The sequence below is a fragment of the Nonomuraea cypriaca genome, from assembly GCF_015645445.1.
GTDB classification, from domain to species: Bacteria; Actinomycetota; Actinomycetes; order Streptosporangiales; family Streptosporangiaceae; genus Nonomuraea; species Nonomuraea cypriaca.
This window is the reverse complement of sequence record NZ_JADOGI010000257.1, coordinates 1-13,876: the sequence shown is the minus strand read 5'-3', so window position 1 is coordinate 13,876 and position 13,876 is coordinate 1. Positions and strand designations below refer to the sequence as shown.

The following is a 13,876-nucleotide window of genomic DNA, read 5'->3' as shown; positions in this document are numbered from 1 at the left end:
GTTTCCCTTGCGCTTCTCTTTTTCGGCGTTCACCCAGTTGCGGATCGTTTCGGCGACCAGGTTGAAAGCACGGGCTGCCTGAGCGCATGTGTGTCCGTCATCCAGGACGTACTTAACGACTTCGGCCTGCAATTCGGGAGAGTAATGCCTCGGCTTCTTCGCCACTACCTTGCCTTCCGGGTGTCACGTAAACCCTACTTGGGTCCGTGTCCGGAAAGATCGGGGCACCCCAGATGTCCGCGCCGTCAGCACTTTGCACAGGGGCCGGTCACTCCCTACATCACCATGGACGTTGACGGCGTCTTCACGGTGCTCAACCAGGTCGTTGCCAGCGACATGGTGTGCTACCTGCGATACACGCAGAACGCGATCGTCGCACAGGGGATGGACCAGGAGCAGGTCGCCGCCATGTTCCGCGATCACGCGGCCGAGGAGCTCGGACATTTCCAGCGCGGATCTGATCACGTCAACCAGCTCGGCGGGTCGCCGGACATGGACCAAGCCACCCTGCAGCAACGGGCCCACACCGCCCTCGTCTCATTCGCCTGACCCAGGCTGACATCCCCTCTCAAACACCGGGCCCGCGCTCGCCGCGATTCTTAACGACCGTACGCGACCGCTCTGCCGTAGCTGGCCGGCTTGACCGGTTCCACGCCACAGCAAGGGCACCATCTGGCATGAAGAACTGGACAAATGCCAGCAGCGGGTGAACAGCCCGCGGGGACACAGAAGGGCCATCGACATGACACCGGCTACGGCGATAGGTACCAATAGCAGCGGGCGTGACCGTCGGTGCCTCGGTGGCCACCGGGGCCGAGCGCTGATTGTTGGTGCGCTTACCGCTGTTCACCCAGCAGGTACCGGACAGTACGACCGACAGACGATCAGCCGCATAGGTATAAAGTGCACTGAAAACCGGGGTTCCATTTAATCATCACAAGATGTGGCACGGGCTTGTACAAATCGCCGTAGAGCATGTAAGCCTGTGCCACTCGGAAATGCGGATCCGACTGGGCCTGCAGTCTTCGCGTCGGGCGGCCTTGCCCGTGTGGGAGCGTGATGCGACGGGCGAGCTGGACGGACGCTGCAGGAGACGGATGTCGATCAGGCGGCTCATTTGGGCGGGTCTTGGGGAGGCGTGTGCCGACACCAGGTCCATCCGCTTCCGGTGGTCGCGGCGCATGTGCTCCTCTATTTGGGGGGGAGCATGAGCACCTGGCATAACGTATCGATTATTAGACGTATTACCTGGTTCACCGGGGTAGTGGCGGCTTTGCTGTGCGCGCTCCTGGCCGCGACGGTGATGATCGCGATTCATCGGTATGCCACCGGCTCTGCCATTGAGGAGGTCACTGCGGCCTGTGGCCGGGTGGCCACGCAGGTGGAGCACGACCGGGTGGTTCCACCGCTGGTTGGGCACCGGGACCGCAACATGCAGGTCGTTGATCCTCGGGGTGTGGTGGTCGTCTCGACGCCGCAGCTGCGGGGCAAGCCGGTCATGGCCGGGTTCGCTCCTGACGGCAGGAAGATCATGTCCTCTGTCGTATGCGGCGGGGTTTTCCCTTCCGGTGGGTGCCACATTGTGGTGGCGCAGTCAGCCTATCGGGCGGGACAGGATTGGATCGTCTACGGTTCCACCCCCACAGTTCCTTGGTATGTCGACCCGTGGCTGGCCGCGACGGTGCTCGGTGCCGCGGGGCTGTTGGCGGCGGCGGTCACCTTCCTGGGGTATCGGATCGTCACTGTGTCTCTGCGGCCGGTCGACGCCATCCGTGCGGAGCTCGATCGGATCAATGAAACCTGCCCCGAGCGGCGGGTTCCTTTTCCGCCGGGCCGGGACGAGGTCCATGACCTGGCCGGCAGTATCAACCAAACCTTGGTCCGCCTGCATGCGGCGATGCAACAGCAACGGACCTTCACTTCTGACGCCTCGCATGAGTTGCGCACTCCTCTTGCCGCTATACGTGCCGAGGTTGAGGACGCGTTGTACGCGCCTGAGGAGAGCAGCGTGCCCACGCTGGGCAGCACCGTTCTGAGAAGCGTGGACCGGCTCGAGGCGATCGTAGGCACTCTCCTGGCCATGGCCCGCCTGCAGGCGGAACGACCGGTCGAACGCGAGCCGATCGACCTGGCCGAACTCGTGACCACCGAATGCCAGAGGCGCCCTAAGACGGACAAGAGGCTGGAGTACTCGCTCGATCCGGGTGTGACGGTGATCGGCGACCGGGTCCAGCTGTCGCGCCTGCTCACCAACTTGATTGACAACGCCGAGCGACACGCCGCCACCACGATCGCTTTGCGTGTACGGCATTCCCCGGCGCCCAAGCGTGATGCGCAGCGCTTCCCGACCGGGGTTGCGACGCTGGAGGTGAACGACGACGGACCGGGCATCGCACCAGACAAGCGCGAGTTGGCCTTCCAGCGCTTCGCCCGATTGGACACCGCCCGCGACAGGGAGGCCGGAGGCACTGGCCTGGGTCTCCCGATGGCCCGGCAGATTGCCGAGGCGCACGGCGGCACCCTCGAGATCGGGGACAGCCCCCAGGGCACACGGTTCGTCCTGCGCCTGCCAGCGGCTCCATAGCCTCAATCCCATCCATCAGGAAAGTGGGCGATGGAAACAACACGCAACCGACCACGGAGGAAAGCGGCTCGTCCCAGCAGGCCAGCAGGCCAGCAGGCCAGGAGGCTGGGCGGCACAGCGGCTGTCCGTATCTGATCAGTGTGCACGGCGGGGACGTCGGCCATCCGGAGCACCTGTTTGCGCCCCAGAGTCGCTGGCCGTGCGGTCATGACACAGCGGCGCTCCGCACACGATGGTTCGGGCGGGGCGAGTCTTCGTACGGTGCCCGCCTGCCCGACGACGCCGGACGGCGCTCAGGCCGGCGCCGTCGGGCGGCCTTGTCCTTCTTGGGGTTCCGGCGGGCAGCCATGCCCCGACGATAAACACCGTCCAGCCAGAAGCAACCCCTCCGTCTGCTCGCGCCTGAACAATTCCAAAGGTCAAGGCCTACACCAACGCTTGCAGCGACAAGCCAAGGCCCAGTTCCCTCAGACGCCCGCGCTGTCCGACAGAGGTCGTTCGTCACTCGGAACGGATCAGGTGGGACCTTGTGCCTCAAGCCCGGGCCCGGTCCAAGGTCGAGCTGTTTGCTCATGTCGAGCTCGAACTTGCCGTACAGCTGCTGAAACCGGGGGCACTTGGAGCCGCTACGCTCCAGGCGATGATCACGATGAGTGACACCGGTCAGCATCAGAAGCATCGAATAGGCGACACGTGATTAATCGAGGTCGCCAGTTATGCCCCCATTCCGGTGGCACCCCCGCGGGGGCCTTTCGCCGCGCACGCAATCCGGCGCCCGCGGGGAGGCTACGGTTTGATGCCCACCCCGGCCCAGAGGCTGACCGTGGCGTCCGTGGGCTCCTCGGGGTCGCGGCTGTCGTCGGGGTCAGGGCGCCAGCGGTGGCCGACGGAGATGCCCGGGTCGAGGAGGTCAAAGCCATCGAAGAAGCGCGCGACGTCCTTCTTGGCCCGGAACTGCACGGGCGTTCCGCCGTCGGTGTAGATCTGGGTGACCTTCTCCCAGGTGGCGGGGTCGTGCGGGAGCAACTGGCGGTCGAGGTGCAACGCAGCTGTCAGGCCGAAGAAGAGGCTGAGGAGGTGCGCCGAGCCGCGACCGAGGCGCGTCGGGAACTGGTGCGAGGGATGGCCGTGGCTGAGCGGCAGATTGGGATCCCGACGACATGGCAGTCCTTGAAGCGGCCATCGGACACCACCCCACCTGGGCAGTGCAGATCGACGTCTCCGGGCGGATTGACGGCACGGCGGAGGTCCACCAACTGGTCGCGATGCTGCTTGAGCACGGAGGCGTGGCGACTGACGACTACTCCGCCCACCCCTGGACTCTGCAGGAAATCGAGTCCAGTGCCGTAATTGATGGTCTGCGTTTCTTCGACTTTCGCACCTACCACGAGCTCCACCGCCAGCACTGACGCTCCGGACTCGATCACCGCTCAAGTGCAAGTTCAGGGAAGGCACCGGGACCAGGTGGTTGCGGCGGAACCAGCCGATCCGGCCCTTCACCCAGCCCTTCTCGTGCGCGCCCGGTTTGGGCTGGTCAGAGGCAGAATAGGGCCGCGTCGGCAGGGGATGACCTATGTATGGGGCAGCGCGCTCCAGAAGAGTCTGACCCGGGATGCGGCCCGACGGGCCCGCCGAGCAGGCGCACAGGGGCGGACGTAGCCATGACCACAGCGAACGCCTTCTGGCCCGAGGGAGCGCGGCTGGCCTTCTCGATCACCGTGCAGTTCGAGGCGGGCGGTCAGCTCAGATGCCCCCTCCTTTGCGTTGACCCAGCTCAGAAGCCCCGACTCGAAGAGATCCATGCCAACCTCATCGACCGTCTCGCCGAGGCCAAGGAACAAGGCTGGCTCGGCGAAGTCGGCGCCATCGAGACCACCCTCGCCGCCGCCGACCAGAAGCTCCAGGCCATGCGAGAGGCAGCCGCGCGCACGACGATCGTCAGCCTCGGCATGCCCGACATCCGCCGGTCCGTCGGCCGTTTGGCCGGAAGCAGCACGTGACGCGCCGAGAAGAACACGGGTCCATGAACTGTCGCCGCGCGAAGTAGCCAACCTGCAAACCCGGGAAACGGATCGGACAACCAAGATCAGCTCAGTTGAGTTTGTATCAGATGTTCACTTCTACGGTCGGCTCCAAAACAGCGAGGATGCCTGGAAGAGATTCGCGACAACCTGATCGCCTTCATCGCCGAGGCCGATCGGGAAGGCTGGCTCGGCGAAGCCGAGGGCCTGCGGGTCAGTCTGGCCGCCGCCGCAGGCAAGCTCGCCCAGCTCGACGACCTCGTGGCCCGCGGCACCACCATCCACCTGAGGATGCCGCGCTTCTCCCACATCGCCGGTTGCACCATCGTGGCTGACAGCCCGTGACCACGGTCAGCGGCAGAGCCGTGTTCACGAAATTCGAGAACTCGTGAACCACTTTAAGATCACTCAACCTCAATCTTTCACGATCATGAGGCGTGAGCTCTAGAGAGTATTGATCTTGATGTGGGGTGCCCGTTCCGGGGTACGGGCAGGCTGAAGGCCCGGCGGGGTGCCGGGTAGGGCCCTTGGTGTCCCCCTGACGGGCTGGGTGGCGGGGGCCTTTCGACTGGTTGGGACGGGTGTGATCGCTGGTCAGGGTGGCTGAGTGGCGAGGGCGCGGATTTTGGTCCAGGCCAGGATCAGGTTGGTGGCGTGCGGGTGGTCGTCGGGGAGTCTGATCAGGCGTTTGCGTGCTCGCCGTGCCAGCCGGGCAGGGACGTTCAAGAGTGTGTCATGCAGGGTGGCGGGACTCGCCTTGGACAGGGTGGCGTGATGGTCCAGGGCGAGTAGCCGCAGCCAGGCCAGCAGTTCGGCGGCGAGCATTACTGCCACGCACCAGGCCTGATTGGCGGCCATTTTGAAGAAGGGGAACCGGCGCAGGCCCAGATTCTTGGCGTCTTTGATCGCGGACTCGACGCCGGCGTGGTTGCGGGTGAAGGCGTCCAGCCGGGGGTAGTGGTGTCCGGGCAGGTCGTGGGCGACGACCTGGAAGCGCTGGCCGCGTTGTTTCTCGATGGCGCTGGCCTGCTTGTGGTGGCGGGGGTGCAGGGGTTCGGTGCGGGCGAGCAGGCGCATACCGTCGGGCCAGCCGTCGGCGAGGTCGAGCAGCTTGGTGATCTCGGCGACCTGGGCGCCGGGCCGTAGCTCGCCGTCGGGGGTGAGGGCTGCCGCCCACGCGTTCTTGGGGACCTTGGCGATCGCGATGCGGACGGGTTCGGTGACGTCGAATCCCACGCTGTAGCGCCAGTCGTAGCCATGCTCGGCGGCCGTCGCTTTGATCCAGGCCAGTAGGTCCTTGCTGGCCCCGGCGCCGTCGACCCTGAAGATGATTTTCTTGCGGTGGCGGGGCGGGATATGTTCGACCGCCTCGGTGAGCACCTTGAGGTGGTCGGCCACCGTGTTGCTGCCCGCGTTGCCCTTACGCAGGTAGCTGACGGGGATCTCGCCGGTGTTGGCGATCGTCGCGATCAGCGGGTGCAGCCCGAAGAGATGTTTCTTGTAGGTGGCCGCGGCCCCCTCCTTGTCGCTGTGACACTCCACCAGGCTGGCGTCTACGTCCACCACGACCCAGCCGTCCCAGAGCTGCCCGGCCACCTCTATCCAGGGAAAGCCTTGCGGGCGGGCGGCCAGACGCTGCCAGATCAGCCGCCGATGCGCCGCTCTGGCTCGTGCGATCTTCTCCAGCGCGGCATCGTCGAGGTTGTCGAGGGTGCGCCATGCGGTCACCGCTGACGCCGTCGTGCCCAGCACCGCGCCGGCCTGCTCGATCTCCCGCATCGTCCCGGTCAGCGACACCGCGCCCAGGGCCAGCCCGACAGCGACATCCACCAGCACCTGACCACGGTCATGGCCGGGCAAGAAACCGGGCTTGACCAGCGCTTTCGATAACCGTCCACGCAACCCCGAGCGGTCGGCCAGCAGCCGCAGCAGTGGTACCCCGGCAGCGCCCACCAGCCCCGACGCGCCACCGGTCATCTCCAGCGAAAGCGCCCACGCCGAGGTGCGCTTCTCCAACTTGCGGCGACGTCGTTCCGCTCTAACACGCTTCACCTTCCGCCGCAAACCAGCGGATGCCGTACGCTTCACTTTCAAGGTGCCGTTCCCCTGCATGGACTTGATCTAGGCAATCCAGATCATGCCAGGTCAGAGCGGCACCTTCTGCGCTATATGACGCTATGTGACGGCCAGCCGGGTGTTCGCGAATTCATGAGGTCAAGAACAGCCCCCGACAGGAAGAGCTCACTCATGCGCACTCTCTACGCCGTCACCCATCCGGAGGCGACGCACCACGTCGAGAGGGTCGTCGGCGGCTGGCATGATTCGCAGCTGACGCCAGCCGGCCTCAGCGCGGCGGCCTTCATTGCCCAGGCGCTGCGGGCCCAGGTCCCGGACGGCGCCGATGTGGAGCTGTTCTCCTCGGATCTGCAGCGCACTCGGCAAACGGCCGAGAAGGTGGCCGAGCTGTTCGGCGTGAAACCAATCCTGGACCGCAGGCTGCGGGAGAAATCCTACGGAGAGGCGGGGGGAAGGCCACAGGAGTGGCTGGACCAGCGTTTCGTGCCGCCGCCGGCTGCCGGGGAGCGGTTGGAACACGACGAGGGCGTGGAGGGTGGCGAGACCAAGGCGGCGTTGGCGCAGCGCATCTACGCGGCCATGGACGAGATCTTGCAGAGCCCCTGCGAACACCAGATCATCGTGACACACGGTGGCTCCCTGACATTCGTCGTGACGTCCTGGATCAAGATGCCGATCAAGGCGGTCGGTCATGCCAGTTTCCGGGTGCCATCCGGCAGCATCACCACGCTGCGCGAAGACGACTACTTCCACAACCGCACGGTCGTCAACCTCGGTGACACCCGCCATCTCGACTCCGCCGAAGCCGGCTGACCTCTACCTGGCTCGCTTCGACGGCTAACGAGGTGACGTGCCACCGCTGAGCAGACTCCGTCCCATGATGCTGCGCCAATCCGCAAGAGCCGGGGCGCCCGCGACACGCCGAGCGGCGGGTCATCAAAGACTCTTGCGGGCCACGTTCAGTCACCTAACAGGTTCTCGATGACCTTGAACCTCCTTCAAGATCAGTTCGGTTAAGCTTGCGTCAGATGCTCGCTCCTCCGACCTGACCCGGCCCAACGGGCACGGCTTGCCGAGATCCGCGACAACTTGATCGCCCGAATCGCCGAAGCCGAGACGGAAGGCCGGCTCGGGGAGGTCGAAGGTCTCCAGGTCAGCCTGGCTGGCGCCGAGGAGAAGCTCCGCCAGCTCGATCGGGGCCACGGGCAGCATACGGCCGTGGACCTTGGCATCCCCACCACGCGCGGTGATCGATGAACCCACGAAGGTGGGCTGCCGCATGGCCCTCGACCAAGATCGAGAACAAGTTCAAAGAAGCGTGCATCAAACGCCCTTCAGAACACGATCAAGTGCCGCCCGGCCTGCAGGTCCCCAGTGCGGCTTGCCGCCGGGAAGGCCCCGATCTCCGTTCTGCCCCATGAGCATCAGGAAGAGGCTCTTCATAGCGGCCAGCCCGCGGGCGCGCCGGATCGCCGCCTCGTCCGCGTGCGCGTACGCGTCGAAGAACCGTGAGGCCGCTTCCGCGGGGAGCAGCACCCACGCGGCGCCGAGGTCCCACGCGGGATCGCCGGCGAACAAGGCACCGAAATCGATCACGCCCGAGAGCGTTCCGTCTGAGACGACGACATTCGCGGGATGGAGGTCGCCGTGCACCCACACCGGCGGGCCCTCCCACTCGGGGGCCGCGACGGCATCGGCCCAGACGGCCCGGACGGCGCGGACATCGCCGACGGCGTCGGGGTCCATGGCCTGCAAGAACTGCTCGAAGCCGCCCGTGCACCTCTTGGGGTGAGCGCCGAGGTCCGAACTGGCCGGGGCCTCGGCGGGCGCCTCCACATGGAGCGCCTGGAGAAAGCCCGCCAGCGTGTCGGCCGCGTGGGCGCCGCGGCTGATCGAGCCGTGGTCCAGCGGCTCGCCGGGAACCCACGTCATCACGGTCCAGTGCTTGGGGAAGCGCTCGGACGGTTCGCCGAACCGCACCGGGGCCGGCACCGGGAGCGGCAGGCGCGGGGCCAGCACGGGCAGCCACCGCCGCTCCTTGAGCTGGAGCTCCGGGGTGGGGTCCATGCGCTGCATGCGCACGGCCAACTCGTCCCCGAGGCGCCACATTTGGTTGCCCCAGCCGCCCGCCACCTCGCGGATGGCCAGCCCTGCAAGGTCTGGATGTTGCTCCTGCAGCAGGTCGCGGACCAGGTCTGCGGTGATCTCAAGCTCGGTGTCGGTCATGCGAAGTCACAGTACTGAGGCGGCAGGCGGAGCGGCTCTCGCTCCCCGGAGCATCTCGCTGTGATTCCTCTGGCATCACCGATTCGGTTTGGGTGCGGACGAGCCGCACCCATTCGGTTTCAGAGAGCTGCCGATCAGAGGGTTTAACAGTTACCGGTCTTGCATTCGCCGCACCGTGGACTCCAAGGACGACGCACGTTCGTCTGAATCGATCCCTTGCCCGAGGTCTCCTGATGGGGGCAGTAACAGCCGTAGTGCAGCCGGACCCACCTGCTCAAGGGCGTCGCATCCCCACCCCGCTTGGCATCCTGGAACGGCACCCACCAGAAGTCGATCACGGCCCTCACAGCCAACAGAGCGTTCTGGCTTGTCACGTCGAACGCCGAGATCCGCGCCGCAGCGAAGTGCTTGTAGTCCTTCCTGCTGATGCAGACGGCCCGCCCGTCCCCCAACTTCAACGCGGTCGTCCGGCCTACCCGCTCACAGATGAAGCAATCCAAGCTCAGCTCAATCGTGGACTCCCAGAACACGTGATCACGATGAGCCTTCTAAAGCTCAGACAGGTTCGCTGTGATCTCAAGGCTGCGCAGCATCTTGGGATCGTCGCATAACTACCACGGCCGCGACGTAGGCGAGCCCAGCTTGACAAGGTGCAGAGAAGTTCGAGGAACAAGTAGTAGGTCTTGAGCGCCTGCGCCCGGGGCCAGGCGGGTGCCCCTGGCCGTGGTGCGCAGCGCCTTGCCGAAGTAGGCATCGGCGTCGGTCGGCTCCGGCGGCCCGGCGCGTCATCAAGGCCGCCGCCCGCGCCCCCGTCTTCGAAGGCACCGTCATCAACGCGACCACCGCTCGGAAGCCGATCGCCAACGAGGACGTCATGATCTATGACAACCCGCAGGCGTTCGTGCTCTGCCACTACAAACGCGCTCAGGCGCTCTGCCACCGTGACGGCGTGAAAGACACCCCCAGCCTTGACCATTGCGTTCCCGGCTGCGGGAACATCGTCTGCACCGACGGCACGCCGCCGGCCTGCGCGACCGCGCCGAAGTGCTGGACAAACGGGCCGCGCACGCTCCTCAGCCGGTCGGCGACCGGCTGCGCGCCTGCGCCCGCAGGCTGCGCGAGGCGGCCGACACTCGTGACCGCACCCGGATCACCTGCAGGAGACCCCGAACAACCAGCCCAGGAGCCCATCATGACCCCGCTCGAACGCACCCTCGCCAAGGCCCTCACCGAGGTCGTCATCAGGCTGGACCTCAGCGACGACGACGCCATCACGCCCGAGGCCACGATGCAGGTGATCGAGCCGGTGGCCGTCCTCCTGCAGGACCTGTCCGAGCAGGACCGGCAAGCCCTCGCCGACCTGATCAACCAGTTCGCGCACCAGGAAACCGACCCTGAGCGGCAGCTGACCACCTGGGAGCGCCCGAAACTCTGGGTCTCCTGGTCTGACGGCCGCTGTGGTGGATGCTGAGATCAGATTTGGAACATGGACAAGGGAGCGGTGCTGAGGGTCTGCTCAGCACCGAATTCCTCGAACGTGCTGATGGGGCGGAGGCCAAGGCTGGCGGCGAGTTTCAGAGATCGCTCGTTCGCGGGTGACGTCCAATTTCCACGTGTGACCGCTCTACCTGGAGGTCTCTGGCCCGTGGATGATGCGGTGGATGGTGGAGCGTCCGACGCTGTACTCGGTGGCCAGGTCGGCCAGGGACACCTCGCCCGCGGCGTATCGTCGGCGGATGGAGCGCCGGGCGGGTTCGGGCAGTTTGGGTTGCTTGCCCTTGAGCTTGCCGTCCGTCTTGGCCAGGGTCATACCCTCACGGGTCCGCAAGTGCCCGAGGTTGGCCTCGAACTCGGCCACCATGGCGAGGGTCTGCAGGAACAGCTGCCCGAACGGGTCGTTCCAGTCGTAGACGGACGCGCCCAGGCCGAACAGGACGCCGCGTCCTGACAGACCGGTGAGGATCTCGTTGGCCTCGGCCATGTTGCGGGCGAACCGGTCGAACTTGGTCACGGTGAAGACGCTGCCGTCCCACATGGCGGCGAGGGCCTGGTCGAGGCCGGCGCGGTTGCGGCGGGTGGTACCGGAGAAGCCGTGGTCGATGTAGATCCGGTCTTCGGGGACGCCGAGGGTCAGGAGTTGCTCGGTCTGGATGATCACGTCTTGCTCGTCGGTCGAGCAGCGGGCGTAGCCGACACACCGTCCTCGTCGCTGTCGAGACCGCCCAGACGCACCAGGGCCGGCCGAGCCCCGCCACGGCCGAGATGGCCCGCAAGATCACCGAAGCCCTCGACGCCGCCAGGGTGGCCGTTGCGGACAGCGGGGCCGTGCCGGAAGCCGCTGCCGGGCAGGATCGCCCGGAGCTGCGCAAGGCGATCGAGGAGATCGTCGATTCCGGTTTCCTCGGAGTGTCGCTGCGCGTGCGCGATGAGCGGGGCGAGTGGGCCGGCAGCGCCGGGGTGGCCGAGCTGGGCGGGGCCGGCAAGCCGCCGGTCAACGGGCATGCCCGGATCGGCAGCAACACCAAGACCTTCACCGCGACCCTGGTGCTGCAACTGGTGGCCGAGGGCAAGATCGAGCTGGACACCCCGGCGGCCGACTACCTGCCCGAGTTCGGGCTGGACCGGCGGATCACGGTGCGGATGCTGTTGCAGCACACCAGCGGGCTGTTCAACTTCACCGGCGAGGTATATGACGACGGGTCGATCGTGCACGGGATCCCCGTGCCCTACGGCACCACGGGCAAGGAGTGGGTGGACAACCGGTTCCACACCTACCGGCCCGAGGAGCTGGTACGTCTGGCGCTGTCCAAGCCGGCCCGGTTCGAGCCGGGGACGGGCTGGAGCTATTCCAACACCAACTACGTGCTGGCCCGGCTGCTGATCGAGAAGGTCACGGGCCGCTCGCTGGCCGAGGAGATGCAGCGGCGGATCCTGGGGCCGCTCGGGCTGTCGGGCACCGTGGTGCCGGACGCCTCGCCGGAGATCCCCGAGCCGCACGCCCACATCTACTACCGCTACGAGGACGCCGGCCGGCAGAAGACGATCGACATCACCCGCTACAACCCCTCCTGGGTCTCCACCGGCGGTGACATGATCTCGACCAGCCAGGATCTGGCCACGTTCATCTCCGCGCTGATAGGCGGCAAGCTCCTGCCGACCCCACTGCTGGCCGAGATGTGCACCCCGCACCCGACGGGCATCCCGAACATGGACTACGGGCTGGGAGTGTTCGTCCAGAAAACCGACTGTGGCGGCACCGTCATCACCCACAACGGCGGCAATGTCGGCTCCGTGACACTGATGTACAGCACGCCCGACGGCAGCAAGACCCTGACCGCCGTACTGAACTGGGTGGCCGACGCCGACATGTCCATAGCGACAGCGCTCCAGAACGCCCAGCAAAGGCTCGTCAACGAGGTGTTCTGCGGCGAGCAGGCCGATCCGGCTCAGCCGACGGACTGAACACCTGCGACCCGTACGCCTTGAGAGGCGACCCTTTCCGGTCGTGCATCAGGTAGAACGTGAACTGGGGCCACATGCTCGGCTGTGGTCTGCCTAGTCGCCGAGCTCGAGCACAAGGCAGGATTTTGCCGATGAACGGAGTCACGATCGGGCAGGCGGCGGCATTCGTCGGCGTCACAGTGAAGACGGTGCGGCACTACCACAAGCTCGGCCTGGTGAAGGAGCCGGAACGCGACAGCTCCGGCTACCGCAGGTACGGATCGGCCGAGCTGTTGCGGCTGGTGCAGGTCAGGACGCTGGCCGCCGCCGGGGTGCCGCTGGCCGAGACCGGGCCATTGCTCGACGCCGACGCCGCGTTGTTCGCCGCCGCGCTCGCCGACGTCGAGCGGCAGCTCACCGAACGGATCGAGGAGCTGATCGCGCGCCGTGACATGTTGCACCTGCTCGCCGACGGAGACCGGGCTCTGCTGCCCGACCGAGCCGTGGCGCTGCTGGAGCGGCTGTCCGGCCTCGGTCTCCCCGCGGACGAGGTGACGGCCACCAGGGAGGGCTGGGTGCTGGCCAGGGCCCTGGTCCCCGAGGGCTTCGACGACTTCCTCACCCATGTCGAGCATGCCCTCGACGACCCCCGCTTCGTCGCGTTGAGCAAGCGCGCAACCGAAGCCACGGCATGGGAGCCGGACGACCCACGCCTGGCCGAACTCGCCACTGCCATTGCCGACCACTTCCTCGCCAACCCCGCACACCTGAAGATCGTGACCGGCCTGCAAGCCCGCACCGACGCCGCGGCCCGGTACCACCTGATCGCCCACTACGGCGAAGAGCAGGGATCGGCCACGGCCCGGGGGGTCGCGCTCGTAGAGGCCAAGCTCCGCGCCGCGGGCATCCATATCCCCAGACCAGACACCCACTGACCGGCCGGGATCTGCCGGCAGACACCGCTGGAGCGGCTCGTCCCACGCTGGATGCATCGCCTCAGCCATCCACGCGTCCTTCGAAGGAGCGGCCAAAAGGACAGGATCGCGCAGCCAGGCCGGGCACGACGGACGATTCGCCGTCCAGCTCAAGGAAAGCCTCAGGACAAGGACGCCGGCCGTTGGCCGCAATCCTGGCCGCTACACCCCCTCCTCGTCCACGCCGCCGTCGCCCTCAGGCACGTCGGGTATCTCGCCGAGCTGCCGCAGCCCTTCGGCCGGGGCGGAGGAGGCGATGGCGTAGCGGCCCAGGACGTTGAGGTGGGCGTGACCAAGCGGGCTGAGCCGGGCGGCGTCCTCGTCTTTGACCGGGATGCCGTGGGCGCGCAGCTGGTCGACGGCGGCCGACAGGTACTTCGAGTTCCACAGCGCGACCGCGTTGACGACAAGACCAAGAGCCGCCAGTTGGTCTTAACCGAAATGATCTTGAAGCTCTCTGGCATGTCGGATGGCGGGAGCAGCTCACGCATCGTGACCGGGAAGAATCTTGGTTCTGTGGTCGCGGTGGGCGTGTCTTCTCGGTGGCGGGATCC

General features: G+C 66.4%; 16 protein-coding genes and 1 pseudogene. 9 read left to right on the top strand and 8 right to left on the bottom strand.

What is annotated here, in order from left to right; translation table 11 throughout:
• On the bottom strand, positions 1-165 hold a 165-nt coding region (locus ITP53_RS61540), incomplete at its 3' end, for a transposase (protein ID WP_195902003.1).
• Between the two features lie 120 nt (positions 166-285).
• Between ITP53_RS61540 and ITP53_RS47160 the strand changes: the two genes are divergently transcribed.
• On the top strand, positions 286-549 hold the full coding sequence (locus ITP53_RS47160) for a ferritin-like domain-containing protein (RefSeq protein WP_207757425.1): 264 nt from the start codon (positions 286-288) through the stop codon (positions 547-549).
• Between the two features lie 658 nt (positions 550-1,207).
• Complete coding sequence (locus ITP53_RS47155; RefSeq protein ID WP_195902001.1) at positions 1,208-2,584, top strand: sensor histidine kinase; 1,377 nt, start codon at positions 1,208-1,210, stop codon at positions 2,582-2,584.
• A gap of 786 nt (positions 2,585-3,370) precedes the next feature.
• Here ITP53_RS47155 and ITP53_RS56580 read toward each other — a convergent pair.
• On the bottom strand, positions 3,371-3,628 hold the full coding sequence (locus ITP53_RS56580) for an SAM-dependent methyltransferase (RefSeq protein ID WP_207757424.1): 258 nt from the start codon (positions 3,626-3,628) through the stop codon (positions 3,371-3,373).
• A gap of 116 nt (positions 3,629-3,744) precedes the next feature.
• On the opposite strand from ITP53_RS56580, the gene ITP53_RS56575 reads away from it, so the two are divergent.
• Together ITP53_RS56575 and ITP53_RS47145 are read left to right on the top strand one after the other, a co-directional pair.
• The gene (locus tag ITP53_RS56575; RefSeq protein WP_207757423.1) at positions 3,745-3,993 is read left to right on the top strand and encodes a hypothetical protein; all 249 of its coding nucleotides are present in this window, start codon (positions 3,745-3,747) and stop codon (positions 3,991-3,993) included.
• Positions 3,994-4,245: 252 nt separating this feature from the next.
• Positions 4,246-4,584 carry a hypothetical protein gene (locus ITP53_RS47145; protein WP_207757422.1) on the top strand — a complete coding sequence of 113 codons (339 nt, stop codon included), beginning with the start codon at positions 4,246-4,248 and terminating at the stop codon, positions 4,582-4,584.
• Positions 4,585-4,704: 120 nt separating this feature from the next.
• Here the strand turns inward: ITP53_RS47145 and ITP53_RS47140 are convergent, their stop codons facing one another.
• Together ITP53_RS47140 and ITP53_RS47135 are read right to left on the bottom strand one after the other, a co-directional pair.
• Complete coding sequence (locus ITP53_RS47140; RefSeq protein WP_195902000.1) at positions 4,705-4,890, bottom strand: hypothetical protein; 186 nt, start codon at positions 4,888-4,890, stop codon at positions 4,705-4,707.
• A gap of 309 nt (positions 4,891-5,199) precedes the next feature.
• Positions 5,200-6,621: an IS1380 family transposase gene (locus tag ITP53_RS47135; protein WP_195901999.1), complete on the bottom strand. Its 1,422-nt coding sequence runs from the start codon at positions 6,619-6,621 to the stop codon at positions 5,200-5,202.
• A 231-nt stretch (positions 6,622-6,852) separates the two neighbouring features.
• On the opposite strand from ITP53_RS47135, the gene ITP53_RS47130 reads away from it, so the two are divergent.
• Positions 6,853-7,494 carry a histidine phosphatase family protein gene (locus ITP53_RS47130; protein ID WP_195901998.1) on the top strand — a complete coding sequence of 214 codons (642 nt, stop codon included), beginning with the start codon at positions 6,853-6,855 and terminating at the stop codon, positions 7,492-7,494.
• A gap of 150 nt (positions 7,495-7,644) precedes the next feature.
• Here the strand turns inward: ITP53_RS47130 and ITP53_RS47125 are convergent, their stop codons facing one another.
• Positions 7,645-7,962, bottom strand: coding sequence for a hypothetical protein (locus ITP53_RS47125; protein WP_195901997.1), 318 nt, complete (start codon positions 7,960-7,962; stop codon positions 7,645-7,647).
• A gap of 42 nt (positions 7,963-8,004) precedes the next feature.
• Complete coding sequence (locus ITP53_RS47120) at positions 8,005-8,907, bottom strand: aminoglycoside phosphotransferase family protein (RefSeq protein ID WP_195901996.1); 903 nt, start codon at positions 8,905-8,907, stop codon at positions 8,005-8,007.
• Positions 8,908-9,781: 874 nt separating this feature from the next.
• Between ITP53_RS47120 and ITP53_RS47115 the strand changes: the two genes are divergently transcribed.
• Complete coding sequence (locus ITP53_RS47115; RefSeq protein WP_195901995.1) at positions 9,782-10,378, top strand: hypothetical protein; 597 nt, start codon at positions 9,782-9,784, stop codon at positions 10,376-10,378.
• A 153-nt stretch (positions 10,379-10,531) separates the two neighbouring features.
• Here the strand turns inward: ITP53_RS47115 and ITP53_RS47110 are convergent.
• A pseudogene (locus tag ITP53_RS47110) lies at positions 10,532-11,089 on the bottom strand (recombinase family protein); the annotation flags it as partial.
• A gap of 80 nt (positions 11,090-11,169) precedes the next feature.
• Here ITP53_RS47110 and ITP53_RS47105 point away from each other — a divergent pair.
• Both ITP53_RS47105 and ITP53_RS47100 read left to right on the top strand, forming a co-directional pair.
• Positions 11,170-12,369 (top strand): serine hydrolase domain-containing protein, encoded by a 1,200-nt coding sequence (locus ITP53_RS47105; protein ID WP_195901993.1) that lies wholly within the window; start codon positions 11,170-11,172, stop codon positions 12,367-12,369.
• A gap of 131 nt (positions 12,370-12,500) precedes the next feature.
• The gene (locus ITP53_RS47100) at positions 12,501-13,283 is read left to right on the top strand and encodes a MerR family transcriptional regulator (RefSeq protein WP_195901992.1); all 783 of its coding nucleotides are present in this window, start codon (positions 12,501-12,503) and stop codon (positions 13,281-13,283) included.
• A gap of 201 nt (positions 13,284-13,484) precedes the next feature.
• On the opposite strand, the gene ITP53_RS47095 is transcribed toward ITP53_RS47100, so the two are convergent.
• Positions 13,485-13,694, bottom strand: coding sequence for a Tn3 family transposase (locus tag ITP53_RS47095; protein WP_407941394.1), 210 nt, complete (start codon positions 13,692-13,694; stop codon positions 13,485-13,487).
• On the opposite strand from ITP53_RS47095, the gene ITP53_RS61535 reads away from it, so the two are divergent.
• Positions 13,605-13,876 (top strand): hypothetical protein (locus ITP53_RS61535; RefSeq protein WP_407941393.1); only part of this gene is annotated, 272 nt, incomplete at its 3' end. The genes ITP53_RS47095 and ITP53_RS61535 overlap by 90 nt on opposite strands.